This window comes from Acinetobacter sp. (assembly GCF_045628685.1).
Lineage (GTDB): Bacteria > Pseudomonadota > Gammaproteobacteria > Pseudomonadales > Moraxellaceae > Acinetobacter.
Window position 1 is genome coordinate 28,287 of the sequence record NZ_JAZQPV010000002.1, and the last position, 25,365, is coordinate 53,651.

Annotated in this window: 24 protein-coding genes; 12 read left to right on the top strand and 12 right to left on the bottom strand. The window is 43.1% G+C overall.

Translation table 11 applies throughout. From position 1 onward, the window contains the following. Positions 1-313: 313 nt before the first annotated feature. The 3 genes from ACKI4H_RS00440 to ACKI4H_RS00450 form a co-directional block, all read right to left on the bottom strand. Positions 314-445, bottom strand: coding sequence for a hypothetical protein (locus ACKI4H_RS00440; protein ID WP_407303140.1), 132 nt, complete (start codon positions 443-445; stop codon positions 314-316). A 7-nt stretch (positions 446-452) separates the two neighbouring features. After that, a complete protein-coding gene (locus tag ACKI4H_RS00445; protein ID WP_407303143.1) occupies positions 453-1,940 on the bottom strand; it encodes a YifB family Mg chelatase-like AAA ATPase in 1,488 nt (495 codons plus the stop codon). A 66-nt stretch (positions 1,941-2,006) separates the two neighbouring features. Continuing rightward, the gene (locus ACKI4H_RS00450; protein WP_407303144.1) at positions 2,007-2,234 is read right to left on the bottom strand and encodes an accessory factor UbiK family protein; all 228 of its coding nucleotides are present in this window, start codon (positions 2,232-2,234) and stop codon (positions 2,007-2,009) included. 279 nt (positions 2,235-2,513) lie between these two features. Here ACKI4H_RS00450 and glnK point away from each other — a divergent pair, with 279 nt between their 5' ends. The 7 genes from glnK (at position 2,514) to ACKI4H_RS00485 (ending at position 8,666) form a co-directional block, all read left to right on the top strand. Next, positions 2,514-2,852, top strand: coding sequence for a P-II family nitrogen regulator (glnK, locus tag ACKI4H_RS00455; protein ID WP_005094485.1), 339 nt, complete (start codon positions 2,514-2,516; stop codon positions 2,850-2,852). 60 nt (positions 2,853-2,912) lie between these two features. Then, positions 2,913-4,316: an ammonium transporter gene (locus tag ACKI4H_RS00460; RefSeq protein ID WP_407303146.1), complete on the top strand. Its 1,404-nt coding sequence runs from the start codon at positions 2,913-2,915 to the stop codon at positions 4,314-4,316. Positions 4,317-4,454: 138 nt separating this feature from the next. After that, positions 4,455-4,913: a transcriptional regulator NrdR gene (nrdR, locus tag ACKI4H_RS00465; protein WP_067722460.1), complete on the top strand. Its 459-nt coding sequence runs from the start codon at positions 4,455-4,457 to the stop codon at positions 4,911-4,913. Between the two features lie 12 nt (positions 4,914-4,925). Further along, a complete protein-coding gene (ribD, locus tag ACKI4H_RS00470; RefSeq protein ID WP_407303147.1) occupies positions 4,926-6,029 on the top strand; it encodes a bifunctional diaminohydroxyphosphoribosylaminopyrimidine deaminase/5-amino-6-(5-phosphoribosylamino)uracil reductase RibD in 1,104 nt (367 codons plus the stop codon). After that, on the top strand, positions 6,026-7,321 hold the full coding sequence (locus tag ACKI4H_RS00475; RefSeq protein WP_407303148.1) for a DNA adenine methylase: 1,296 nt from the start codon (positions 6,026-6,028) through the stop codon (positions 7,319-7,321). Before ribD ends, ACKI4H_RS00475 begins: the two co-directional genes overlap by 4 nt. A gap of 27 nt (positions 7,322-7,348) precedes the next feature. Next, complete coding sequence (locus ACKI4H_RS00480; RefSeq protein ID WP_407303149.1) at positions 7,349-8,008, top strand: riboflavin synthase; 660 nt, start codon at positions 7,349-7,351, stop codon at positions 8,006-8,008. A 112-nt stretch (positions 8,009-8,120) separates the two neighbouring features. Continuing rightward, the gene (locus tag ACKI4H_RS00485) at positions 8,121-8,666 is read left to right on the top strand and encodes a VTT domain-containing protein (RefSeq protein WP_407303150.1); all 546 of its coding nucleotides are present in this window, start codon (positions 8,121-8,123) and stop codon (positions 8,664-8,666) included. Between the two features lie 448 nt (positions 8,667-9,114). On the opposite strand, the gene ACKI4H_RS00490 is transcribed toward ACKI4H_RS00485, so the two are convergent. The 3 genes from ACKI4H_RS00490 to ACKI4H_RS00500 are packed head-to-tail and all read right to left on the bottom strand — an operon-like array spanning position 9,115 to position 11,624. Continuing rightward, positions 9,115-9,747, bottom strand: coding sequence for a hypothetical protein (locus tag ACKI4H_RS00490; protein ID WP_407303151.1), 633 nt, complete (start codon positions 9,745-9,747; stop codon positions 9,115-9,117). A 28-nt stretch (positions 9,748-9,775) separates the two neighbouring features. Further along, positions 9,776-10,183: a DNA polymerase III subunit chi gene (locus tag ACKI4H_RS00495; protein WP_407303152.1), complete on the bottom strand. Its 408-nt coding sequence runs from the start codon at positions 10,181-10,183 to the stop codon at positions 9,776-9,778. Then, positions 10,176-11,624 (bottom strand): leucyl aminopeptidase, encoded by a 1,449-nt coding sequence (locus ACKI4H_RS00500; RefSeq protein ID WP_407303153.1) that lies wholly within the window; start codon positions 11,622-11,624, stop codon positions 10,176-10,178. Before ACKI4H_RS00500 ends, ACKI4H_RS00495 begins: the two co-directional genes overlap by 8 nt. Before the next feature lie 159 nt (positions 11,625-11,783). Here ACKI4H_RS00500 and lptF point away from each other — a divergent pair, with 159 nt between their 5' ends. The 4 genes from lptF to ACKI4H_RS00520 all read left to right on the top strand — a co-directional run bounded on the left by lptF (position 11,784) and on the right by ACKI4H_RS00520 (position 16,832). Beyond that, positions 11,784-12,884: an LPS export ABC transporter permease LptF gene (lptF, locus tag ACKI4H_RS00505; protein WP_407303155.1), complete on the top strand. Its 1,101-nt coding sequence runs from the start codon at positions 11,784-11,786 to the stop codon at positions 12,882-12,884. 2 nt (positions 12,885-12,886) lie between these two features. Next, entirely contained in the window at positions 12,887-13,957 is a 1,071-nt protein-coding gene (gene lptG, locus ACKI4H_RS00510; RefSeq protein WP_407303157.1) for an LPS export ABC transporter permease LptG, read from the top strand. 125 nt (positions 13,958-14,082) lie between these two features. Then, on the top strand, positions 14,083-15,630 hold the full coding sequence (gene gpmI, locus ACKI4H_RS00515) for a 2,3-bisphosphoglycerate-independent phosphoglycerate mutase (protein WP_407303159.1): 1,548 nt from the start codon (positions 14,083-14,085) through the stop codon (positions 15,628-15,630). Between the two features lie 26 nt (positions 15,631-15,656). Next, complete coding sequence (locus ACKI4H_RS00520; RefSeq protein ID WP_407303160.1) at positions 15,657-16,832, top strand: S41 family peptidase; 1,176 nt, start codon at positions 15,657-15,659, stop codon at positions 16,830-16,832. 4 nt (positions 16,833-16,836) lie between these two features. Here the strand turns inward: ACKI4H_RS00520 and ACKI4H_RS00525 are convergent, their stop codons facing one another. Genes ACKI4H_RS00525 through ACKI4H_RS00535 form a run of 3 tightly spaced genes read right to left on the bottom strand, consistent with a single transcriptional unit; the run spans position 16,837 to position 20,504 of the window. Next, positions 16,837-18,252, bottom strand: a complete 1,416-nt coding sequence (locus tag ACKI4H_RS00525; protein WP_407303221.1) for a sigma-54-dependent transcriptional regulator — start codon at positions 18,250-18,252, stop codon at positions 16,837-16,839. 22 nt (positions 18,253-18,274) lie between these two features. After that, complete coding sequence (locus ACKI4H_RS00530) at positions 18,275-19,837, bottom strand: sensor histidine kinase (RefSeq protein ID WP_407303161.1); 1,563 nt, start codon at positions 19,835-19,837, stop codon at positions 18,275-18,277. A 31-nt stretch (positions 19,838-19,868) separates the two neighbouring features. Continuing rightward, on the bottom strand, positions 19,869-20,504 hold the full coding sequence (locus ACKI4H_RS00535) for a response regulator (RefSeq protein ID WP_131267965.1): 636 nt from the start codon (positions 20,502-20,504) through the stop codon (positions 19,869-19,871). A 220-nt stretch (positions 20,505-20,724) separates the two neighbouring features. Between ACKI4H_RS00535 and ACKI4H_RS00540 the strand changes: the two genes are divergently transcribed. After that, positions 20,725-21,777, top strand: a complete 1,053-nt coding sequence (locus tag ACKI4H_RS00540) for a serine hydrolase (RefSeq protein ID WP_407303162.1) — start codon at positions 20,725-20,727, stop codon at positions 21,775-21,777. Positions 21,778-21,864: 87 nt separating this feature from the next. Here the strand turns inward: ACKI4H_RS00540 and thrC are convergent, their stop codons facing one another. The 3 genes from thrC to ACKI4H_RS00555 all read right to left on the bottom strand — a co-directional run bounded on the left by thrC (position 21,865) and on the right by ACKI4H_RS00555 (position 25,305). Next, complete coding sequence (thrC, locus tag ACKI4H_RS00545) at positions 21,865-23,004, bottom strand: threonine synthase (protein WP_407303163.1); 1,140 nt, start codon at positions 23,002-23,004, stop codon at positions 21,865-21,867. 57 nt (positions 23,005-23,061) lie between these two features. Further along, the gene (locus ACKI4H_RS00550; protein WP_407303165.1) at positions 23,062-24,366 is read right to left on the bottom strand and encodes a homoserine dehydrogenase; all 1,305 of its coding nucleotides are present in this window, start codon (positions 24,364-24,366) and stop codon (positions 23,062-23,064) included. A 123-nt stretch (positions 24,367-24,489) separates the two neighbouring features. After that, positions 24,490-25,305: a DsbC family protein gene (locus ACKI4H_RS00555; RefSeq protein ID WP_407303166.1), complete on the bottom strand. Its 816-nt coding sequence runs from the start codon at positions 25,303-25,305 to the stop codon at positions 24,490-24,492. Between the last annotated feature and the right edge of the window lie 60 nt (positions 25,306-25,365).

The following is a 25,365-nucleotide window of genomic DNA, read 5'->3' on the forward strand; positions in this document are numbered from 1 at the left end:
CCATCAAAGGATAAAGCCCGAAAATATTCAGCAGGTACATTTTCTAAAATGAGTTCAGACACTGCTTTAAAACCAAATACAGCATAAAAATTTGGATCACCTAGAACTACCCAGCCTTTTGCACCAATCGTTTTTAATTGATCTAAAGCTCATTGGATAAGTGCTGAGCCTATACCATGCTGTGATCATTCAGGTAAGGTCCCCAAGCATACCAATCATCTATAGCTGAAGAAATTCGGATAGGCGAAATGCCAATATTTCCTAAAATTTGAGGATTTAAAACACTGACCAAAGAAAGAATCCGTGCATCCGCCTATCTCAAAACATTCACAATTAATGGTTCGGTATGACTGGAATATTGCTGGTCTTTAACTGCATGTTCAATGACATATGAAATCGCAGCAGGATCAGCAATATTGTCACCATGGATCAGCAAGTATTGCATCGCTGAATCAGCCCTGTTGTGCTCGATAAGACAAAGCTTCAGTTAAATGCTGGCTTTGAATTTCCGAATGTTGGGATAAATCCGCAATACTGCGTGCCACACGTAACACCCGATGATAGGCACGTGCAGACAAGTTTAAGCGCTGCTGTGCCATTTCCATGATTTTCTGTGCTTGCATATCTAAAGGGGCAAATTGCTCCAGCTGTTTGGGGCTTAAAGCGTGATTCAGACATTGCTGTCGTTGGATTTGCAAGTTATAGGCTTGAATCACGCGCTCACGCACAGTCTGTGAACTTTCGACCGGTGCTGTATCTTGCAATTCATGCGCTTGTAATGGCGGCACATCCAGGTGCAAATCAATACGATCGAGTAGTGGACCTGAAATCCGGTTCTGATAACGCTTGATTGCATCTGCGGAACATTGGCAACGAATATCCTGATTAAAAGCATAGCCACAAGGGCAGGGGTTCATTGCGGCAATCAGCTGAAAGTTGGCGGGGAAAGTGATTTGTCGTGAAGCGCGAGAAATCACAATTTCTTTAGATTCGAGAGGTTGTCTTAAAACTTCCAATACTTTGCGGTCAAATTCAGGCAGCTCATCTAAAAATAAAACCCCTAAATGCGCCAAAGTAATTTCACCGGGTTTGGGGTGTGAACCACCCCCGACTAAAGCGATCGCTGAAGCAGTATGATGCGGTGCCCGAAAAGGACGCTGTCCAAAGGGGTGTGAGGTATTGGAAACCGAATAAATACTGGCAACTTCCAGATTTTCCTGACTATCTAAAGGCGGTAAAATACTGGCAAGCCGTGATGCTAGCAGGGTTTTTCCTGTACCGGGTGGACCTTTAAACAATAAAGAATGTCCGCCTGCTGCGGCAATTTCCAAAGCGCGTCGTGGACGCAGCTGACCTTTGACATCGGCTAAATCAAATTTGTACTGATCTGGTGCTGCAGAGTGACTGGCTTGATATTGCTGGATAGGCTGCTGATTAGAAAGATGATCACAGACATCTTTTAAATGCTTGGCTGCAAAAACTTCAAAATGAGGCAGTTGAGAGGCTTGCTCGGCATTTTGTTCTGGCAAGATCAGTTGATGTCCTAACTGCTGGCAGGCAATGGCAATACTCAAAATCCCGGTGATGGGGCGAAGTTGCCCATCCAACGCCAGTTCACCGATAAACTCTAAATTATCTGTAATATTTTCAGGTATTTGCCCAGATGCGATGAGGATCCCTAAAGCAATCGGTAAATCGAGCCGTGAGCCATCTTTGGGCAAGTCTGCCGGCGCCAGATTGATGGTCAGACGTTTGGTTGGAAATTGAAAGCCACTGTTGATAATGGCTGAGCGGACACGGTCTTTACTTTCACGAACTGCCGCTTCAGGTAGCCCGACAATGGTTAAAGAAGGTAGACCCTGACTGACATGAACTTCCACCTCAATTAAAGGTGCATGAAGTCCAAGCAGACCGCGAGTGTAAATTTTAGCAAAAGACATTATTATTGTTCCGTTATAGTGCTTTATTTTTAATCGTTTGTGTCTTTTAATGCACCAAAAAAGTGCTTATTTATTATTTTTAATTTTAGTTTCTAATGCTTCAACATGTTTAAGCAGTTCATTTAAGCGTAAGTTGGCATTTTTGAGCGCAGTACGCTGACGTTCAATTTCATCTTTTGAAACCAGATCCATCTTGGAAACCGCTTCATTAAGTAAGGCACGTAAATTGTGTTCAATATCTTTTTTGGGCTGGTCCATTTGTTCCATGATTGCTTGTAATAAAGTTTCGATCATTGCTGATTCCCTAAAGGTGCAAAAGTACAAGCAGTGTAGCATTGCTCATACCGGTCCCATAGCCCCCATCGATCCGATATAGTTTTGTTCAATGAGTAAAATCGTAAATTTTATAGTAAAAATGTCTCTTTTTTAAAGATCGGACTACGTTTAAAAGTATAAAATAGGTTATAAAGAAAACTCGTGCCGAAAGTATCTATTTTCCCCCAACCTTAGAAGTTTTGGCACGAAATTTGAACATAAAACCTTACTGGTGAAAGAAGCCGAAGGAAAACAAACATGAAGCTCGTAACTGCAATTGTAAAACCCTTTAAATTAGATGATGTGCGTGAAGCACTCTCTGAAATTGGTGTTCAAGGGATCACCGTAACTGAAGTCAAAGGCTTTGGTCGTCAAAAAGGTCATACTGAACTTTATCGTGGCGCTGAATATGTCGTTGATTTCTTGCCTAAAGTAAAAATTGAAATCGCAATTAGCGATGACATGGTTGATTCAGTTATTGAGTCAATTACGCGTGTTGCAAGTACAGGGAAAATTGGTGACGGGAAAATTTTCGTGACTAATTTAGAACAAGTCATCCGTATTCGTACCGGTGAAACAGGTGCAGACGCTGTCTAATTTGGCACGAAGTTTGCTGAGTACCTAATAACTCAAAAAATACTAGGTTGGGGGATACGAATGAAAAAAATGCTCATCGCGCTGAGTTTGTCTGGCGCACTCTTAGGTGGTTCTGTTGCATGGGCTGAAGAACCCGTAACAGCATCCGCTGCTTCTGAAGATGTCACAGTGGTTGAGACTGTTGATACCTCATTAACAAATTCTGAATTGGCTGTGGCGCCTGCTCCAGCTGAAGTAATAGCAGCACCTGTCGAAGAAGAAGTAAAATTAGATACAGGTGATACTGCATGGATTTTAGCCTCTACAGCATTGGTTTTGCTGATGACCATTCCAGGTCTGGCACTGTTCTACGGTGGTATGGTTCGTAAGAAAAATGTCCTCGGCACAATGGCACATAGCTTTGTTGCGGCGGCAATCGTCAGTATTACCTGGGTGGTGATCGGTTATACATTGGCATTTGGAGAAGGTAATGCGTTTATTGGTAACCTAGATAAAATCATGTTATCCGGTATTACCACCGATGCTTTAACCGGAACAATTCCTGAAATTCTGTTTGTTATTTTCCAAATGACTTTTGCCATCATTACCGTAGCCATCATTACCGGTTCGATTGCAGAACGTATGAAATTCAGCGCTTTCGTTGCCTTCATTACCATTTGGAGTATTGTGGTTTACGCACCCATTACCCACTGGGTGTGGGGTGGTGGCTGGTTAGGTAACGACGGGGCACTGGATTTTGCCGGCGGTACGGTCGTTCACATTAACTCCGGTGTAGCAGGTCTGGTTGCTGCATACATGCTTGGCAAACGTATGGGCTTGGGCCGTGAATCAATGGCGCCACATAACCTGGCTTTAACCGTGATTGGTGCCAGCTTGATCTGGGTAGGCTGGTTCGGTTTCAACGGTGGTTCTGCACTCGGTGCCAACGGTTCTGCAGGTTATGCATTAGTTGTGACTCAAGTTGCAGCGGCAGCCGCAGCAATTGCATGGTTAATTACTGAAAAAGTGGTTCGTGGTAAAGCCTCTGTACTGGGTGGTGCATCTGGTGCGGTTGCTGGTCTAGTCGTGATTACCCCTGCAGCTGGTTTCGTGACTGTAGGCGGTGCAATGGCAATGGGTCTAATTGGCGGTGTCGTGTGCTTCTGGGGTATTACTGCGCTTAAACGTGCGCTGAAAGCCGATGACTCTTTAGATGCGTTTGGTCTGCATGGTGTGGGCGGTATTGTCGGTGCAATCCTGACTGCCGTGTTTGCAAGTGAATTTATCATGGGTGATAAAGTCCCTACAGATATGATGCATCAATTATGGGTACAAATTGAAGGTGTACTTGCAACGATAGCTTACTCTGCCGTACTGACTTTCATCATCCTTAAACTGATTGATCTGGCGATTGGCATTCGTGTTGAAGCAGATGACGAACGTATGGGTCTAGACTTAAGTCAACATGGCGAACGTGTCGAATAATAAAAAAATCGATAATCAATATATTGTGTAAAACAGCCCGTAAGGGCTGTTTTTTTTCCATATCTTGCGTAAGTCTCTACAAAGGACTGAATTTTTGCTACACTCTAAATCCGATTTGATTTGTTCAATTAAACCGCTATGCATTGTCCGTTTTGCAACGCCGCAGATAGTAAAGTTATCGATTCGCGTTTGGCTGCTGAAGGCTGTCAAATTCGTCGACGTCGTGAATGTATCAGTTGCGGAGAACGATTTACCACCTTTGAAACCTATGAAGTGGTGATGCCTCGGGTAATTAAATCTGATGGCAAGAGTGAACCTTTTGATGAAGCGAAAATGCGTCGTTCATTGATGCATGCTTTGCAAAAAAGACCGGTCACCCAAGAACAGATCGAAACCGTCCTGAGCGATATCCAATTACAAATTCGTCGCTTGGGTGAACGTGATGTGAAATCCCGCATGATTGGTGAAATTGTCATGCAATCCTTGTTTGCGCTCGATCATGTGGCTTATGTACGTTTTGCTTCGGTATATCAAGATTTTCAGGATGTAGAGGCATTTCGTCGTCAAATTGAACAAATGCAACACCGTGAACACTAAAAGAGTTTCAAGATGTCTCAGTTAAGCCAAGACCCCATTCACCAAGATCAGGTGTGGATGCAACGTGCAATTGAATTAGCGCGACTTGGACAATACTCCACCAAACCCAATCCCAATGTCGGCTGTGTCATTGTTAAGGATGGTCAACTGGTCGGTGAAGGCTTTCATCCCAAAGCAGGACAACCGCATGCGGAAGTTTTTGCCCTGCGTCAGGCAGCTGAACAGGCACGTGGTGCAAATGCTTATGTGACTTTAGAACCTTGTGCGCATTATGGTCGTACGCCACCTTGTGCCAAAGGTCTGGTAGAAGCAGGGGTGGATAAGGTCATTATTGCTTGTCCCGATCCGAATCCATTGGTGGCAGGCAAGGGCGTACAAATCCTAAAAGATGCTGGCATTGACGTTGAAGTCGGCATTTGCCAACCAGACGCAGAAAAACTTAATCTTGGCTTTCTTAAAGCCATGGCAACTGGCATGCCCTATGTACGTTTAAAAATTGCCTCAAGCCTTGATGGCCGTACGGCAATGGCATCAGGGGAATCCAAATGGATTACCGGACCTGAAGCCCGTCAAGATGTACAGCATTGGCGTGCGATTTCCGGTGTGGTCATTACCGGGATTGAAACGGTACTGGCAGATGATTGCAAGCTGGATGTGCGGCAGCTCACTGGCATTGAAGATATCACCACCATTGTTCAGCCCAAACGTCTGGTTTTAGATCGTCAGGGCCGTTTACCCCTCAACGCAAAAATACTGCAGCAACCCGATACAGTCATGGTCATGGGACCTTTTCGTCATGAGCTGGCTGATTTGGGCGTGCTACAATTTAGCGTACAGCCTTTAAAAGACTTGCTATACACCCTATCTACACAGCATCAAATTTACGATGTGCTGGTGGAAGCAGGATCAACATTATCAACTGCCTTTTTACAACAGCAGCTAGTCGATGAAATGATCAGCTATGTTGCACCGACATTTTTAGGTCAAACAGCACGTGCAATGTTTAGTGCGGAATTTAGCCGTATGGCAGAGCAACTTCGATTTAAGCTCATGGAAGTCACCCAATTGGGGGATGATCTGCGCTTAAGGTTAATCCCTTCTCAAGAGACAGTATGAATTCAGAGTCTTCGGTTTATCATAAACGTCGTCATTCAGCACGTACCACAGACGAATATCTTTTCAATCAGCTTGTTCCGTATTTAGGCAACAAGCGTCGTTTACTTCATCTGATTTTGGAAGCACTTGAGAGTACGGGAACCTTAAATAGCAAAAAAAATGGTCGTGCCCCGATTTTTGCTGACTTTTTTGCAGGCTCTGGCGTGGTTTCACGTCTGGCGCGTCAAAATGGTTATCGGGTGATTGCCAATGACTGGGAACCTTATAGCCATGCTTTAAATAGTGCGATTTTATCCTGCACAGAAGCGCCGGCATTCAAAGAGCTGGGTGGTTATCAAAAAGCCATTGATTACCTTAACCGTTTACCGGAAGTCAAAGGTTGGGTCACGCATAACCTGTGTCCGCGTAATGATGAAATTTATGATCCGGCTCGTGATCGTCTTTTCTTCAAACGCCGTAACGGCATGCGTATTGATGCGATTCGTCAGCAAATTGCTGCTTGGCAGGCACAAGGGGCGATTGATGATGTCGAGATGTCGGCATTGCTCGCACCCTTGCTGTATTCAGCAAGTTTCGTCAGTAATACTTCAGGTGTATTTAAAAGTTTCCATCATGGCTGGGGTGGTAAAACCCAAACTGCTTTGGAACGGATAGAATCTTTACTCTGGCTAACACCGAGCCGTTTCTGCGAAATTGGCGAACCGAAAAATCCGGCAGCAGAAATGTGGTGTGTCGATGCACAGCATTTAGCCAATCAAATGAGCAGTTTTGAAGTGGATGTGGCTTATCTTGATCCACCGTATAACCAGCATGCTTATGGTAGCAACTATCACGTGCTGAATGCTTTAACCTTGTGGGATCAGGCGGATTTACCCACTCCAGATACCAAAGGCTACAAGAGCGGGATTGATCGGGCATGGCGTAAAGAGCGTCCAAGTCAGTACAATTCCTCCAGGCATGCGAAAGACGCGTATGAGAAACTGGTTGCAACGATTAATGCACGTTATATTCTGACCAGCTATTCTACCGATGGTAATATTGAAGCCGGCGATTTACTACAAGCGAATCTAAAACGTGGCCGTGTGACTTTACTCACGCAAGATGTGCCGCGTTATCGGGTCAGCAAGCAACGCCAGTCAGAACGCGCACGAGTACTGGAGTTTATTGTGATTACCGATACCCATGCCAAATCTGGTCCGCCACTGCGCCAATTGTTAGGCCAGCTGTACCATTTTGCTGAACTGGGCGGTGTCGATACCACGGGTGTAAGTACACAACTAGCCTTGTGGTAAAACAAAGATATAAATAGAGAACAAATTATGTTTACAGGCATTATTGAAAGTCTCGGCAAAGTGGAAAGTTTACAAAGCGTAGGCGGTGATGTCCGTTTGCGTATTGGCACCAGTCTCGACATGTCAGATGTTCATTTGGGTGACTCAATTGCCACCAACGGGATTTGCCTCACCGTGATTGAGTGGGGCGAAAAATGGTACGCAGCCGATGTATCACGTGAAAGTTTAAACCGCACGACATTAGGCACCTGGAAAATCGGTCAGCGCGTGAATGTGGAAAAAGCCATGTTACCCACTACACGTTTTGGCGGCCATATTGTCAGCGGTCACGTCGATGCGGTCGGTGAAATTACCGCTGTCCGTGAAGATGCGCGTTCAATTTATTATGAAGTGACGGCTCCTGTTGAAATTGCAAAATATTTAGCTGAAAAAGGTTCGGTAACAGTTGATGGTATTAGCCTGACCATTAACCACTTACGCGGCAATATCATCAGTCTGAATTTGATTCCCCATACGGCTGAAAGAACCAATATTTGCACATGGAAAACTGGGGCTAAAGTAAATCTGGAAGTCGATGTTTTAGCACGCTATATCGAGCGTTTAATGCTGGGTGATAAAGCCGCTGAAGTCAAAGAGCAATCAACATTAAGTATGGCATTTCTGGCAGAAAATGGCTTCTTGAAGTAAAAATCCATAGAATAGAAAACAGTCTGGTTGAAAAATCAGACTGTTTTTTTTATTTATCGCTATGGTTTTTAGACGTTTATGCAAATAATAAAGTACAAGTGGGTAGGTGCAAATGCTTGATTTTTTAATGCATATTGAACAATGGTTGCCGACTTTACTGGACAACTATGGTCCGTGGATTTATGCCATTTTGTTTCTGATTATTTTTGCAGAAACTGGTTCTGTATTTATGTTTTTCTTGCCTGGTGACAGCCTGCTGATTGCTATTGGCGCCTTGTGTTCAACTACAGCTGTCATCCATTTAAATTACATGGGACTGTTACTTTTTAGTGCTTCGGTATTGGGTTATCTCGTCAATTACTATACCGGCAAAGTTTTGGGATTTAAATTTTTCCATCAGCATTCAAGATTTTTGAAACCTGAATATATTGTCAAAACCAATCACTACTTTAGTAAACATGGCGGAAAAACCATTCTGGTTGCACGCTTTGTTCCTTTTGTCCGTTCATTTGCACCCTTTGCAGCTGGAGCGGGGCACATGAATCTGTTGAGTTTTATGTTTTATAATGTGATCGGTGGGCTCATCTGGATTGGCCTGCTATTGGGGATCGGCTATGGCGCCGGCAATATACTGGAACTTGCCACCGATTGGTTTTAGTTATTTAAATATAAAGCTTTAGATTTGATTCAGCTGAATCAAAAAATTCTATCGATGTATTAAAATAATACTTGTACAGTGAAGTGGGCTATTTGATTTTATTTTCAGTGTTTGGTCATCTTAACAGAGCTATTTTTAACCCAAGAACTTAAAGCCACCGGCATAGACAGAAAATTGACCTTGTTTCGCTTCTCGGGCCATATAAACCGAAACTGAGTGAAAATGGGGCTGGTTTAAATATCAATTTTGAGTAGATAAATGTCATTGTTCTCCCACCTTCAGTGCGGCAATTTGAATAGAAATTAGCTTTAAGATATCCGTTTTTTATTCCTGAATAAGATGATGTTTAGGCATTAAAATCATTATATTTTTGAAATATATTGATCGTGTGACATAAACATATCATTCAGATGAAAATAAAAAATAGTCTAATCCACAGCGATGAAAATTAGTGTTTTGGCGACTCATCTGAAAGACTAGAGTGCTTTAAAATATACTCAATTTCTTCCTGACTGGCTTGATGTAACTTGGCACGAAATACCGTAATGGCCTGTTCAATCAAGGTTTCAGTTTCTAACTCTAAACGTAAGCGCAGGCTCTCCAGTTCAGAGAGCATGGCATTGTCAGGAATCGACCGCAGGCCTTTAGAATAATTCAGTGGCGAGCTTTCAGGATTTTTATGATAACGCGCTGTGTAAACCTGGGTTTCATGATCTAAAGTTTGACGAATAAAGGCCAGGGTTTGGGTTTGTTCGGCAAACTGTCTGGCTTCATCTAACTGTAAGGCTTGAGCATAGGCAGCCTGTTCAGCACGTTTATTTTCCAGAGATTTTTCTAGCGCAAGCTGTTTGCGAATACGTGCTTCTTCAATCAATTGTGCCTTACGCTCTACGTATGCACGTTCAATTCTCTCAAAAGAGTGTTGTTGCGCCTCTTTATCCTTTTCCAGCCATTTTTGAATATTGGTTTCAGGTTTCAGCACATTGCAGACACGGTGCAAGTCATCAATAAATACCTGACGAACAGCCTCAGGCACATTTAACCAGCGCTGTTTAAAATCTTGACCGACATTTAATGCCACCCCGTATCTCCTTATTGCAATTGACCGGCTAAAGCTTGAAAGTTCGTGGTTCAATACCTAAACGACGATATTGTTTGAATTTTTCACGACCCTGTCGTTTTGCCGATTCATTATTTTCTATGATTTCTATAATGTGACTAAATTTATCAATCTGTTCAATGGCTTGATTGTTAAAATTAAACACAATCCAGTCAGATTGCTCTGGCAGTCGAGATGAAATGCAAATTGTAGCGAGTTCCTGATCAATCCCATGCGGAATAAAACTGCCGGGATCAAAACTCCACAATTGTTCATCAAGCTGTTGCTGCAAGTCTGGGTCGGAACAATACAACCAGATATGTTCTGGTTGCTTGAGAATTTTGCGGCACAAACGGCAAGTGCTTTCTACTTGCCGTTCATTGCTTTTTTCAAACAGATAAAAGCTAACTTTAGCCATTCGACTGCACGCGGTTCGCCAAGAATTGAACCAGTAATGGAACAGGGCGACCGGTTGCACCTTTCGCTGTACCTGAGTTCCATGCTGTCCCGGCAATATCTAAATGTGCCCAGCGGTATTCACGGGTGAAGCGTTGCAAGAAGCATGCGGCAGTTACAGAGCCGGCTTTCGGTCCACCAATATTGGCAATGTCGGCAAATGGAGAATCCAGTTGTTCCTGATAATCCTCAAGCACTGGCATGCGCCATACACGGTCAAATGAGGTTTGACCTGCAGCACTGATTTCCGCAGCCAGTTCATCATCTGGCGTAAATAGACCAGACAAGACTGAACCCAAGGCCACCACGCATGCACCGGTTAAGGTTGCAATATCAATCACCAGTGCAGGGTTGAAACGTTTGATATAGGTCAGGGTATCGCATAATACCAAACGACCTTCCGCATCGGTATTTAAAATCTCTACCGTTTGACCACTCATAGTCGTGACGATATCACCCGGACGGGTGGCATGACCTGAAGGCATATTTTCAGCCGCAGCAATGGCACCGACCACATGAATAGACAGTTTTGATTCACATAGCGCGCGCATCGTACCGAGTACAGAAGCTGCACCACACATGTCAAACTTCATTTCATCCATACCTGCGCCAGGTTTGAGCGAAATACCGCCCGTATCAAAAGTCACGCCTTTACCTACAAGGACGACAGGCGCCTGTTCTGTATTGGCCTGATATTCTATGGTAATGATGCGTCCTGGACGGTTAGATCCTTTGCTGACTGCAAGAAAGGCACCCATGCCAAGGTCAGCCATTTGCTGCTCATCAAGAATAGTCACTTTTAACAGATCAGGATATTCAGCCGCCAATGCTTGCGCCTGTTCAGCCAGATATTCAGGGAAACAGATATTGCCCGGACGATTACCTAAATCACGTGCCAGGTTTTGACCCGATTGCACCGCATGGATCAAATTGAGTTGTTGTGCATTTAAATGGCTATTGCTGGCAACAAGATGAATTTCTTCAAGGATGAATTCATTTTTCTTCGATTTATATTCATCAAAAGCATAACTGGCTTGAGTTAAAGCCAGAGCAAATAAATAATGATGTTCAGGTGCTAGGGCAGAAATATCAATGCTGATCTGTGTGAATTTTTTTTGTGACGCTTTGATAATACTTTGTGCGATTTTTGCTAATTTAGCGGGCTGAATTTCAGCTGTCTTATCAATTCCGATGAGCGCACTATTGCGACATGCTGTCACTTTTCCGATAAGAGGCAAAAATTCGCCTAGGCTGGCTTTAAATTGTGCTGCCTCTACTAATGTATTTAAATCATTGATTTCATAAGCAGTCTCTGCCTTTTGAAGCTGCTCAGAATCGACTAATATCAACAAATATGGGCTAGATGCATTCTCTTGGAATGACGTATTAATTGTCAGTTTCATGTTCTGTATTCATGCCTGTGAAAGTTTGCAAACCATTAAACCATTGAAACATTTCTATGAATAGAGTTTCAATGCGCAACAACAGTATAGGTTTTATATTTTCACCATTCGGGTAAACTAGCGCTAGTTTTTATTAGCCTCTTTTTTGGAAGAATTAATTTGATTATTCGGCGTTATCTGGTCAAGCAAGTGGTGTCTACATCCTTGGTTGTGATTGCCTTGCTTACCTTGATCATGATGGGTGGTCGACTGATCAAGTACTTTGGCGTTGCGGCCCAAGGCCGTTTAGATGTCAGTATTTTGTTCAGTATTATTGGTTATCGACTACCAGAATTTTTAACCCTGATTCTTCCCCTCGGCTTTTTTATCGGTTTGATGCTGGTGTTTGGCCGTTTGTATGTCGACCATGAAATGGCAGTACTTAACGGCAGTGGTGTCAGTAGGCATCAATTGGGCCGGTTACTGATTCCGCTGACCGTGGTTTTTCTGGTAGTGCAAACCGTGTTAATGGTGTGGATGTCTCCTTGGGGGATTCGTCAGTTCGAAGAGCTGACCACCAATCAGGCGGTCAGAACCGGTTTCGATTTGGTCCGTCCCAAAGAGTTTATTTCTTCCGGTCCCTATACCATTTATGCCGGAGACCTTTCAGAAGACCGTCGTAATCTCAAAGATGTGTTTTTCTATCAACGCGCGGAAAAGCCGGGTAAACCGGATATCATGATTCTGGCTAAAGAGGCCACTCGTGTTGAAGTTGCCAATGAAACCGCCAGTATTGTCGATTTATCTGAAGGACGTCGTTATGAAATTTTTCCAGGAAAACCGAAATATACCCAAGCCGAATTTCAATCCTATCGGTTACGTTTAGAAAGTGATGCAGAAGCCAAATTTGAAAGTGCCGAAGTCGAAGCGTTACCTATTGGAAAGCTATGGAGCAATCGTGATGATTCCGTGGTTGCAAGTGAGTTGGGCTGGCGAATTTTTGTGCCATTTTCAGTAATTGTGGCTTTAATTTTGGCAATTGCACTTTCAGAAGTAAGTCCTCGTCAAGGGCGTTATTTGAAACTCTTTCCGGCATTGCTAATTTTCGCCAGTTTGATTGTGGCAATGATGGCCGTAAAAACCCGGGTCAGTAAAGATGAGTTAGGAATTTGGGCATATCCTTTGGTCTTGCTCGTGTATGGCATTGCTGGAGCCTTGTTCTCCCGAAAGCAAAAGCTCGCGCCTAAAATCAAGAAACGAATTCAGCAGGTGAGGTCTTAAAAATGTTAGCACGTCGAATCATTGCCAAACATGTGACCAAAACCACGGCATTGGCCATGCTGGGTGCAACGGTTATTTTATCGGTTCTGCAGGTTTTATTTACCTATTTGGGTGAATTGGGTTCCTTGAGTGAAACTTATACTGCATGGCAGGCACTGCAATATGTGTTATGGAGTGCACCCAATTATTTATATGAAATTTTACCAATTGCTGCATTAATTGGAGCGGTGCTTGGTTTGGGCACTTTAGCATCTAACAGTGAACTGGTGGTGATGCGTTCAGTCGGCATTAGCTTATGGCGCATTGTCGGTTGGGTGGTTCGCTCTGCACTCATTTTGGTGGTTTTATCTTTTGTCTTAAGTGAATGGGTGATTCCATATACCAATGAGCAAGCTAAAAGTGTCAAAGATCATCGCAGTGCCAATTCACTGGGTGAAGTCAGCGGCTACTGGACTCGCGAAGGGCAGCGTTTTATTTATATTGATTATGCCAATGCAAAAGGTCAACTCAAACATGTACAAGTGATCGATTTTGATGATAATTATCACTTGAAAGGTGTTTTAAATGCCGAGCAGGGCCAGTTCGTTAAAGATGGGAACTGGAATCTGCAAAGTGCTGCACAAATGGATATTTTGCCGCAAGGGAATTCGACCTTGGTGAAAAATGATCAGCTGCCTTTGGCTTTAGCCTTGCAACCCAAATATGTGCATATGGTTACCATTGATCCTGAAGATTTATCACCCAGTCAACTGGTCAGCTTTATGAGTTACATGCATGAATATAGCCAAATACCGAAAACCTATAAGCTGGCATTTTGGCAAAAAGTTGGTTCGCCATTTGCGCTCATTGCCCTGGTACTGATTGCATGTTCGTTTATTTTTGGTCCTTTGCGTCAACAGTCGATGGGTTTTCGTTTGGTGATTGCCTTATTTATTGGCTTGGGGTTTTTCTATCTGCAAGATTTCTTGGGCTATGCAAGCTTGGTATATACCCCTTCACCGGCATGGTTCGTATTTGTACCGATTATTCTTATGACTATGGTGGGCGGTTATCTACTGCGACGCGCACGTTAACTGTTGAATAGAGAGTGATAAAAACAATGTGCATGATCAGCTTTAGTCATGATCTGCACATAGAGTCTTGACCGAAAATTCGGTAAGATACCCCCGATGAAATTGTAAACAAAAGAGTGTTCATTATGACGGATGCAACTGCAGGCAAAATCCCTCACGTATTGGTAATTATGGATGGTGTGGGTCATCGCGAAGCGGTCGAAGACAATGCATTTTTAGCAGCAAAACGACCTAATTTAACTGCTATGCAACAAAAGCATCCCCATGGTTTGATTTCAGGTTCGGGCGAAGATGTCGGTCTGCCGGATGGTCAAATGGGCAACTCTGAAGTGGGTCACATGAACCTCGGTGCAGGTCGCGTGCTATATCAGGATTTCACCCGCATTACCAAGGACATTCGTACAGGTGCTTTTTTTGAGCATGAAGTCTTGATTGATGCGGTCGAAAAGGCTAAAGCAGCCGGGGGCGCCGTACATATTATGGGCTTGCTGTCACAAGGTGGGGTGCATGCACATGAAGACCAAATTGTTGCCATGGTGGAGTTGGCATTGAAACGTGGTGCAAAAGTTTATCTGCATGCTTTCCTGGATGGTCGTGATACGCCACCAAAAAGTGCACAGCCATCACTTGAAAAACTGGATGCAGTCTTTGCACAATATCCAGGTCAGGGTCGTATTGCGACCATGATCGGCCGTTATTTTGCCATGGATCGTGACAACCGTTGGGATCGGGTTGAGCAGGCATATCGTCTGTTAACTGAAGGTGAAGCAGCACGTATCGCAGCAACAGCCGTTGAAGGTCTAGAACAGGCTTATGCGGCAAATGAGTCGGATGAGTTTGTGAAAGCCACCCGTATTGGCGAGCTGGCTAAAATTCAGGATGGCGACAGTGTGGTGTTTATGAACTTCCGTGCTGACCGTGCGCGTGAAATTACCAAAGCTTTTGTTGAAAAAGACTTTGCTGGTTTTGAACGTAAAGTGATTCCAAACCTGTCTAAATTTGTGATGCTTACTCGTTATCAAGCGACGATTGATGCACCTGTGGCCTATATGCCAGAAGCGTTGAAAAACTCGATTGGCGAATATTTATCTGATTTGGGTAAAACCCAACTGCGGATTGCTGAAACTGAAAAATACGCGCACGTGACCTTCTTCTTCAGTGGTGGCCGTGAAGATGAATATCCAGGTGAAAAACGTATTCTGATTCCATCTCCAAGCGTGGCAACTTACGATTTAAAGCCTGAAATGAGTGCTTATGAAGTTACCGATGAATTGGTTGCTGCAATTAACTCGGGTGAATATGACTTGTTAGTGGTGAACTTCGCCAATGGTGATATGGTTGGGCATACTGGTGTCTTTGATGCGGCAGTGAAAGCCGTTGAAGCAGTCGATACCTGCCTGGGCCGTGTATATGAAGCAGTGATGGCGCAAAAAGGCCATATGCTGATTACCGCTGACCATGGTAATGTCGAGCAAATGCAGGACTATCACAGTGGTCAGGTACATACTCAGCACACGACAGAACTGGTTCCCTTCATTTATGTAGGACCAACCTCTGCAACGATTGCTGAAGGCGGTGTACTTGCAGATGTTGCACCCACATTGCTGAGCCTCATGCAAATTCCTGTACCTGAAGAAATGAAAGGTCGTAATTTGATTACCTTAAAATCATAAAATTAACCCGATAAACAGGTGGAAGAATGGCTTTACAACGCTGGAAGATGGTTGTCGCTTTAACAACGTTATTCATCTGTGTGAGCCATTCTGCACTTGCTGCCGTGAACGCCCAACCTGTTTTAGATTTTGATGAGGAAGTCGAGCAAAATTATGCTGAAGTTCCGGTGGAATCGATTCAGCAATTTGTTCAAATCTATAGCATCGTCAAAGAAAATTATGTTGATGCTAAAAATGACGATGCATTATTTCAACAAGCAATTAAAGGTCTGGTCAGTGGCCTAGACCGTTATTCTCGCTATTTAAGTCCTGAAGATTATAAGCAATTATTACAATATACCGAAGGCGATATCGCCTCTGTCGATTTTGAGCTGGTTTACGACCAGCAGTTAAATCAGTGGGTCATTCATGGTTTAAAAGACAATGCCGATTCAACCAAGCAAGGTTTGCGCAATGGCGTGATGGTATTTAAGATTGACGATCAAGAACTGAAAAAACTCAATCATGATCAGGTCAACAGTCTGCTTAATGGCGCGATTGGTTCAACCTTGATTTTGCAACTGGCACAAAATAGCAGCCCGATGATTTTGGTTCGCAATAAAAAAATAGAAACCGATATCCAAGCCAGTGTTTTGCATAATCAGGTTTTAGTCATCAAAGTCAAAGTTTTCCAGCAAGATACTGCCAATGAAATTAAGCGTTTAATTGAAGAGCATTCATCTTCACGTCTAAAAGCTGTGTTGCTTGATTTAAGAAATAATCCAGGTGGATTATTGTCTGCTGCGGTTGAAACAGCCGATTTATTTTTAAATCAGGGCATGATTGTCTCTACCAAAAGCCGTTCTGAAGGCAATCAACAATTTCAAGCGTTACCAAGTTTTGAATTTCAAAATTTAAAGCTGGGTATTTTAATCAATAACCGTTCTGCTTCAGCTGCTGAAGTCTTTACTGCAGCAATGAAAGATCATGGCCGCGCCTGGGTCGTCGGTGAGAAGAGTTATGGTAAAGGGGTAGTGCAAAAACTATTTCCGCTTTCCAATGGTGCCGCTTTACAGATGACGGTATCGCATTATTACACGCCGAAAGGGCAGATGATTGAAGGAATCGGCATTCAGCCGAATCAGCAATACCGGCTGCAACATGAGATGAAAGAAGAAAACTATCTTGAGCATGTTGCAGAAATCATTTTAAACCGTAAATAACTGTTTATTCATCCTCTGTATCCAAGCCAAATTTCTTTAAGCGGTAACGTAAAGAGCGGAAAGACATGCCCAGTTTTTTTGCTGCCAGCGTTCTGTTCCAATGGGTTAAGTTTAGCGCATTGAGTAAAATATCTTTTTCAATATTTTCCAGATAAAGCTCTAAACCTTCATCAGGTAGCTTCTTGGCAGAGACCAAAATTTCACTATGAAAAGCATGAGGTGCTTCTTGCTGATGATCTAAAGGTACGGAGGTTGGATAACGTAGCGGTGCGCTTTGTAAATGGGGTAAATCAATTTTATCTTCATCACTGAGGGTGATGGCGCGTTCGATAATATTGCGCAGCTCACGGACATTGCCCGGGTAATACTGACCCAGTAAAAAGTTTTTTGCACGTTCAGTCAGTTGTTTTTGAGGAATGCCCCATTCCTGACTAATTTTTTGAATAAAATGATGTGCCAATAAAATAATATCATCTCCCCGTTCACGCAGTGGCGGAAGCACCAAGTCCATCACGTGAATACGAAAGAATAAATCTTGTCGAAATCTGCCTTGTTGTACCAATGCTTCCAAGTCTTGATGACTGGCGCTAATCACCCGGAAATCGACATCAACTTCACTGTCTGAACCAACGGGACGAATCCGTTTTTCCTGTACGGCACGCAGCAGTTTAACCTGCATGCTTAAGGGCAGTTCAGCTATTTCATCCAGAAAAAGGCTGCCACCGTGCGCAGATTGAATTAAACCTTGTTTGTCTTGCATTGCACCGGTAAAGCTGCCTTTTTTATGCCCAAACAGTTCACTTTCCATCAGGTCAGTTGGAATAGCGCCACAGTTAATTGCAATAAAAGGGCCTTCATTACGATTGCTGAGTCGATGTACCAGATTGGCAATGACTTCTTTTCCTGTGCCTGATTCACCGGTGATAAATACAGGCGCCTGAGAGCGGGCAATTTTATTTAAGGTAATGCGTAATTGCTGAATCGGCAGCGACTGGCCAATCAATAATTTTTGTTCCAGACTGTCTTCTTTGTTTTGGAAATTTTCGATCGGTTTGTTTAACGCTTTTTGTAAGAGTTGTTCCAAATGTTTCTGATTGATGGGTTTACTGACAAAATCAAAAGCTCCAGCTTTTAATGCCGCAATCGCAATTTCCATATTTCCATATGCAGTCAGCACAGCCACAGGTAAGGCTGGAAGATGTTGACCAATCCATTCTACCAATTGCAATCCATTACCATCTGGTAAATTTAAATCCGTTAGACAGGCATCATATTGATGGTCGGAAAGGCATTTTTTCGCCTGTTCAAGCCGATATGCGATATGTGTCTTGATGCCCATGCGTGATAAAGACATTTGCATCAACGTACACAAATCTTCCTCATCATCCACCAATAAAACAAGTGGTTGTCGTTCCATGATTACACCCCGGCAATATTAATTTTTAAGCAACACGTTGGCATTCTATTCGAAAGCATGCCCCTTGTTCTTGTTCTACATAATCCAGCTTGGCTTGGTTGGCTTCACAAAAACTATGTGATAAATACAATCCTAAACCAGTTCCTGTGATTTCGGTACTAAAAAAAGGTTGAAATAAAGAGGTTAAATCTTTGGATGCCACGCCTGTGCCAAAATCACGGACTTCAATTCGGACATTCGACTCATGAGAGTAAATGTTTAACTCAATATGTGAATGCTCAGGTGAATTGTGACGAACTGCATTGCGAATCAGGTTAATCACAACTTGGCGAAATTGTGCTTCATCAAAGGTAATCGAAATTTTATTGTGTAGGGTGTATCGGATTTGGTTGCTGATATCAGCTAAATCTTCTTGGATCATTTGCGGGATAAATTGATCCAGCTGGATTTTAGCAGGATATGTTTCTTTATTGCGTACCATATTCAAGGTATCTTGCACAATACGGTCAATCCGCTGTGCTTGCTTTGCAATCATCTGACTTAATAGGTTTTGTTGATTTGAATCACTATCGAGCAACAGTTCGTTGGCTTGAACAATCGCAGCCAAGGGATTGCGAATTTCATGTGCGATACTGGCAGACAATTGTCCTAAAGCAGCCAGTTTTAGCTGTTGTACTCTTTGATTGAGCTTACCTGCATCTTGCAGCACCAACAGGGTCAGTGCTTGATGCGGCACCATTAATTTCTGCACTTCGATATGCATATGATAACGGCTGAGTTGTGACTCGAATTGAAACCTTTCACCATCCTGCAGCTGCTCAAATTTGATGAGTTCAAACAAATCAGGCTGGATTTTATATAAAGGATATTTGTCATAGGCATAGAGGGGGGAAATCCCGAGCAGCATACACGCTGCAGGATTGCTCAGCACAATATGGCAGTTTTCATCTAAAACCAGATAACCGAATTCAATCTGTTCCAGAATATAACGGTTCAGATTTTGCAGTCGGTTCAGTTCCAGAGATTGAGAAAAATTTAAATTTTCCAGCAATTGGAAACGCCGTACAGCAACTTGAGCACTGCCATAAACCACAAAAAACAGAAATGCCAATAAGGCACTATTACCGATATTGTTCAGCGAAGAAAAATCAAAAATGCTGCCTAAAAAGATTTGATAAATAATACTGATGACAGCAATAAGGGTAATGACTAAGGCTTTTTTTGCATCTAACAATAAAGAGGCGGCAAAGATGGTAATCACAAATAGCAGACTTACATGCAGGTTCGGACCATCCAGTGCAAAAGTCAACAAGCTTAAAGTAATGATATCTACAGCAAATAATAATGTCAGTTGTTGTGGAATTCTAGATCTTATTTTTTTTAGGTAAAGCAGCTGAATGCTGCCTATAAATACAAAGCTGCTTAGGACGTATAGGTAGAGCTGAGGATAGCGATAATCTGTATTTAACTGTGGGTAGGTGAGTAAAAAAATCAGCAGAAGACAGGTCGCGATAATCAGTCGGTAGGCACCATACCAGATGCCTAAATGATACTGATTAAACTCAAAATTTTGGATTTTTTGCGTCATGCATATCTTCTGGAAAGTTCAATCAAAAGCATTAAGGTTTAATCAGCCCATAACGAATGGCTAAATGAGTCAGTTTTACATCACTGTCCAAATTTAACTTTTCAAAAATACGATAACGATAAGTATTGACGGTTTTGACACTGACAAAAAGTTTATCGGCAATTTCTTGCGCACTAATACAATTCACCACCATCATCGCGACCTGCATTTCACGTTCAGACAGTGCGTCAAATGGCGATTGCTGGGTATCGGAAAGATATGAACTGGCCAGTTGCTCGGCAATGTCTGCACTGAAATATTTGCCACCTTGCATGACTTTATTGATAGCACGAACCATTTCAGTCACCGGTGCGCCTTTGGTGATATAACCTTTGGCACCTGCTTTGAGTAATAATGACGGATAAGGTTCTTCAGCTAAGCCACTCACCGCGACAACTTTAGTTTCAGGTGCACTTTGCAACAGGCGGCGCGTGGTTTCTACTCCACCGATGCCCGGCATATTCACATCAAGTAACACCACATTTGGATGATGGTGACGGACTAAGGTAATCGCTTCTTCCCCAGATTCAGCCTGACCAATCACTTGCACATCCGCATGGTCTTCGAGCATTCGGCAAATTCCGGTACGTACTAATTCATGATCATCTACTACTAAAACTGTGATCACCTATTTCTCCCCTCATATAAAAAAAGCAATTTTTTTGTTACATAAAGCAAAATAAGCTTGCAATGAAATGACAAAATTAGCAATCCTATTATTAATCTTTAATTGATATGTTAAGCATAAAGGTTTATGCATAAAAAATGTTCACCTTTGTGTTTAAATGTAAGGCATATTTGAGGTAATACACAAATGTATCTTGCCTCCATGAGTTGAGTAAACTATCGTGAAAAATTCGAACAAGTCTTTAATGCATGTGCTAGGTATGTCTATCTTGCTGAGCATGAGTTCTACCAGTTTTGCAGAACTCATCATGGATGCTTCTGGAGGCACAGGTCAATCGGCTTTAAACTGGTCTTCTGAAGAGGCCAAACAATTACTCAATGGCGATGTTTCAACATTGAGCGAAGAACCAACGCCACCAGGTTCAACTAAAATTACCACTACAGTGCGTAGTTCTAACGGTGTGGTAACTCATTCTGCGCCTAAAACTGTACAAATTCTAAATAATTCAAGTTTTGGCAATCAACCTTCAGTTAATGCCCGTGCTGCTTTAGTCATGGACGGTCAGACTGGTGAGGTGTTGTATAGTAAAAATAGTAATACTGCTTTTCCGATTGCATCGATTACCAAGCTGATGACTGCTGTGGTGATTGCCGATGCCCGTTTAAATATGTCGGAAAAAATTACCTTAACTCAAGCCGATTTTTCCTGTTCAGGCTGCAAAAGCTCAAGTTCAACTTTACGCGCTGGCGATAGTATGAATCGTGCGGAAGCCTTACTTTTTGCTTTGATGAAATCGGAAAATCCAGCTGCTGCTGCTTTGGCCCGGACTTTTCCTGGTGGTCGCGCAGCGTTTATTTCTGCAATGAATGCAAAAGCAAAATCCTTGGGTATGAATTCAACTCATTATTTAGAATCAACGGGTTTGCATCCAGGAAATGTTGCTTCTGCGCGTGACTTGGGGATTTTGGTAAATACAGCATCTCAATACAGCTTAATTCGTCAATTTTCAACTACACCAAGCTATGACTTTAATCTGGGTTATCGAGTGTTGAAATCAAACAACACCAATGCTTTGGTGCGTAACGGGGGTTGGAATATCAATATTTCAAAAACCGGTTATATCAATGAAGCAGGACGTTGTGTAGTCATGCATACCACCTTAAATAATCGTCCAGCAGTAGTGGTACTCTTAGGTGCAGATACTTCTGCTGCGCGAACCAATGATGCAACCCGTTTAATGAATTGGGCGAGCCAACTTCCAAAACGTATCTAATTGCGTTGATCTAATATCGCTATATTTGTAGCGTAAAAAAGCCCCGCAATTGCAGGGCTTTTTCTATTTCTGATGATGCTAAAAGAATTACATATTAGAAAGAATAGATTCTTTTACTTGATTCATTGTCGCATCAATCGACAACATCACTGCATCAGAACATTGCTTGATGGCAGTATCTGGGTCTTTCAAACCGTTACCTGTTACGGTACAAACGATCACTGCACCCTCTTTAATTTTGCCAGCTTTAATGTCACGAATTGCACCGCCCACAGACGCTGCAGAAGCAGGTTCCACGAACACGCCTTCGTACATAGAAAGTAGACGCTGTGCTTCAAGAATTTCGGCATCAGTCAGTTCATCAAACCAGCCATTCGAGTCACGAACAACGGCTTTGGCGTGATTCCAGCTTTGTGGATTACCAATACGAATCGCAGTCGCAACAGTTTCAGGGTTTGTAACCGGGCCACCACGTAGGAACGGTGCGGCACCAGATGCTTGATAACCCGCCATAACTGGAAGGCCAGCAGGTTTAGGACCAGTGAAAGCATCTGTTTCAGCATCGTAAATCACTTGCTCAAACTGTTCTTTCGGCTGATTAGCCACTGCTTCGGTATAACCCATCCAGTGTGCAGTGATGTTACCCGCGTTACCGACTGGCAAGCAGTGGTAATCCGGTGCACGACCTAGAGCTTCAACAATTTCGTAAGCAATGGTTTTTTGACCTTGCAGACGGTAAGGGTTGATTGAGTTTACGATGGTGACAGGTGCTTGATCTGCGACTTCTTTAACCAGACGCATGCCGTCATCGAAATTTCCGCGAATTTGCATGGTGATTGCACCATACATCATGGCTTGTGCCATTTTGCCCATGGCAATTTTACCTTCCGGAATCAACACGAATGCTTTGATTCCTGCGCGTGCAGCATAAGCTGCAGCTGCAGCTGAGGTATTACCGGTAGAGGCACAAATAATGGCTTTAGAGCCGTCTTCAACCGCTTTGGTTACGGCCATGGTCATGCCACGGTCTTTAAATGAACCAGTCGGGTTTAAGCCTTCGTACTTCACATAGATTTCAACATCTTTACCAATAATACGTGGAATGTTCTCAAGCTTGATCAGTGGTGTATTACCTTCACCTAAAGATATTGCACGAGTGGTTGCAGATACGGGTAAACGGTCGCGATAACGGTCAACTAAACCAGTATAACGATTGGCATTCGACATGATGATGTTCCAATTGTGTGTAGAGCTTGGCAAGGGGTAATACTCCCCTTAACCCGATTAATTATCAAGCGATTCTAAACGAATTCGTACAATTTCGCCATGCGTGAAAGGCAATGCTTGAATTCGTTGCAACGCTTCATCCATTTTTGATTCAACGATAGGATCAGTTAAAATCACGATCGGAATCAGGTCTTTTAAGCGTGGTTGCTGCATGATGGCATCAATACTGATTCCGGCACGACTTAAAATCGTCGTTACATCTGCAAGGACGCCCATTTGATCTTCGGCATTAATACGGATGTAGTAACCCGTGGTCATTTGTTCACGCGTTAGAATTGGCAAATCCGTCAAGGCTTCAAAAGCCAACTGCGGAATGGTTCCGGCCCCATCTTCGGTATAAATGATATCACGGACAATATCCACTACATCGGCCACCACAGCAGAAGCGGTCGGACCTGCGCCTGCGCCTGCACCGTAATACAGCGTTGGACCGACTGCATTGGCTTGGACCAAGACCGCATTTTTTACGCCGTTGACATTGGCAATCAGCTGGTCATCTGGAATCAGGGTCGGATGCACACGTAACTCAATACCTGCATCGGTACGGCGTGCAATACCCAAATGTTTGATACGGAAACCCAAATCTTCTGCATATTTCACATCTTGTGCCGTTATTTTGCCAATCCCTTCAGTAAAGACCTTGTCAAACTGTAGTGGAATACCAAAGGCACATGAAGCCAGAATCGTCAGTTTATGTGCAGCATCAATCCCTTCTACGTCAAAAGTTGGATCAGCTTCGGCATAACCCAGTTCTTGGGCTTCTTTGAGTACGTCAGGAAAGGCACGGCCTTTTTCACGCATTTCACTTAAGATAAAATTGCCAGTGCCATTAATAATGCCTGCCAACCAGTCAATTTTATTGGCTGCCAAACCTTCACGAATTACTTTGATAATTGGAATACCACCGGCAACTGCTGCTTCATAAGCAATTTGCACGGCATTGTCTTCGGCCGCTTTAAATAGCTCATTACCATGTTCAGCCAATAGGGCCTTGTTAGCAGTCACAATATGCTTGCCATGTTTCATGGCTTCCATGATGACTTCATAGGCAGGATGGATACCGCCCATCACTTCAACCACAACGTCAACATCTGGTTGACGTACAATTTCTAAAAGATCAGCACTTTGTTTGATTGATTCTGGAAGATCCAAATCAGGACGTGGGCGACGTGTACCCACATGGGTAATTTCAATTTCTCGACCGGTGCGACGTCTAATCTCAGCAGCGTTTTCTTTTAAAAGTTTAAGGGCACCACCACCTACAGTACCAAGACCGAGGATTGCCAGACGAACTGGTTTCACGTCACACTCCAATATCTAATCAATTTTAAGCGAACCTAGATCATAGCTAAAAAAAGCATGAGACTCTAGGAAAGAAATAATTTTATCTTCAACTATAAAAAACAGTAATTTAACGAATAAAAATTAGTTATTTAAACGCTCTGACAATTCGCTAGGAGAAAGATATCCGCCTAAATAAATTCCATCTTCATTGTAAATTGCCGGAGTACCATTTACGCCCATATTTAGGCCGAGTTGATACTGGTCTCTAACGGGATTTTTGCATGTAGCTGGAGCAAGAGGTGCACCGGCAATGGCGTGGTCGAAAGCAGCCTGACGGTCTTCACTACACCACACGCTTTCCATGGTTGGCATGAACTGTTCGCCACGTGGCCATGCGATATAACGCACTTCAATGCCCTTGGCATTAATTTCGCTCATGTGTTCATGCAGTTTATGGCAATACGGACAACTGGTATCGGTAAACACATACACAATATGCTTGGTTTTGCCTTGCGCTTTATAAACCAGAAGATCTTCGGTTTTTAATCCCGCCAGCAGCTTTTTGTTGGTTTCAGATTGCAGGCTTTCACTGACATTGTGAATTTTACTGTCGCCTAAACGCAGGACATCGCCTTGAATAATGTATTTACCATCTGCAGTTGCGTAAACTGATGACATGCCTTCTAGATTGACCCAATACAGGTTCGGCACTTCAGTGGCTTTAATATCCAGCACTTTGGCGTTGATATTGGCTTTTTTAAAGTGCTGTTGAAGAGTATTAATCAGACGCTGCTGTGCATTGCGCTCGGAGAGATTGGATGCCTGTCCAGTTGCGGGTGCACTTGCAGTTAAAGTACCTTGCTTTTTTTCATCATTATTGGAGTTGGAACAGGCAGTGATTACCAAGCTGCTTGCCAAAGTGCATGCAATAAAAATTTTTGAGCGGGTAAATGACATAAATAACCCTTTCTTTTAGCTATAGATAAAAATTGATGGCCTAGCATAACAAAAAAAAAG

Coding starts and splice junctions, on each gene's coding strand:
- ACKI4H_RS00440 (WP_407303140.1), bottom strand. CDS start 445: ATGCAATACTTGCTGATCCATGGTGACAATATTGCTGATCCTGCTGCG.
- ACKI4H_RS00445 (WP_407303143.1), bottom strand. CDS start 1,940: ATGTCTTTTGCTAAAATTTACACTCGCGGTCTGCTTGGACTTCATGCA.
- ACKI4H_RS00450 (WP_407303144.1), bottom strand. CDS start 2,234: ATGATCGAAACTTTATTACAAGCAATCATGGAACAAATGGACCAGCCC.
- glnK (WP_005094485.1), top strand. CDS start 2,514: ATGAAGCTCGTAACTGCAATTGTAAAACCCTTTAAATTAGATGATGTG.
- ACKI4H_RS00460 (WP_407303146.1), top strand. CDS start 2,913: ATGAAAAAAATGCTCATCGCGCTGAGTTTGTCTGGCGCACTCTTAGGT.
- nrdR (WP_067722460.1), top strand. CDS start 4,455: ATGCATTGTCCGTTTTGCAACGCCGCAGATAGTAAAGTTATCGATTCG.
- ribD (WP_407303147.1), top strand. CDS start 4,926: ATGTCTCAGTTAAGCCAAGACCCCATTCACCAAGATCAGGTGTGGATG.
- ACKI4H_RS00475 (WP_407303148.1), top strand. CDS start 6,026: ATGAATTCAGAGTCTTCGGTTTATCATAAACGTCGTCATTCAGCACGT.
- ACKI4H_RS00480 (WP_407303149.1), top strand. CDS start 7,349: ATGTTTACAGGCATTATTGAAAGTCTCGGCAAAGTGGAAAGTTTACAA.
- ACKI4H_RS00485 (WP_407303150.1), top strand. CDS start 8,121: ATGCTTGATTTTTTAATGCATATTGAACAATGGTTGCCGACTTTACTG.
- ACKI4H_RS00495 (WP_407303152.1), bottom strand. CDS start 10,183: ATGGCTAAAGTTAGCTTTTATCTGTTTGAAAAAAGCAATGAACGGCAA.
- ACKI4H_RS00500 (WP_407303153.1), bottom strand. CDS start 11,624: ATGAAACTGACAATTAATACGTCATTCCAAGAGAATGCATCTAGCCCA.
- lptG (WP_407303157.1), top strand. CDS start 12,887: ATGTTAGCACGTCGAATCATTGCCAAACATGTGACCAAAACCACGGCA.
- gpmI (WP_407303159.1), top strand. CDS start 14,083: ATGACGGATGCAACTGCAGGCAAAATCCCTCACGTATTGGTAATTATG.
- ACKI4H_RS00520 (WP_407303160.1), top strand. CDS start 15,657: ATGGCTTTACAACGCTGGAAGATGGTTGTCGCTTTAACAACGTTATTC.
- ACKI4H_RS00530 (WP_407303161.1), bottom strand. CDS start 19,837: ATGACGCAAAAAATCCAAAATTTTGAGTTTAATCAGTATCATTTAGGC.
- thrC (WP_407303163.1), bottom strand. CDS start 23,004: ATGTCGAATGCCAATCGTTATACTGGTTTAGTTGACCGTTATCGCGAC.
- ACKI4H_RS00555 (WP_407303166.1), bottom strand. CDS start 25,305: ATGTCATTTACCCGCTCAAAAATTTTTATTGCATGCACTTTGGCAAGC.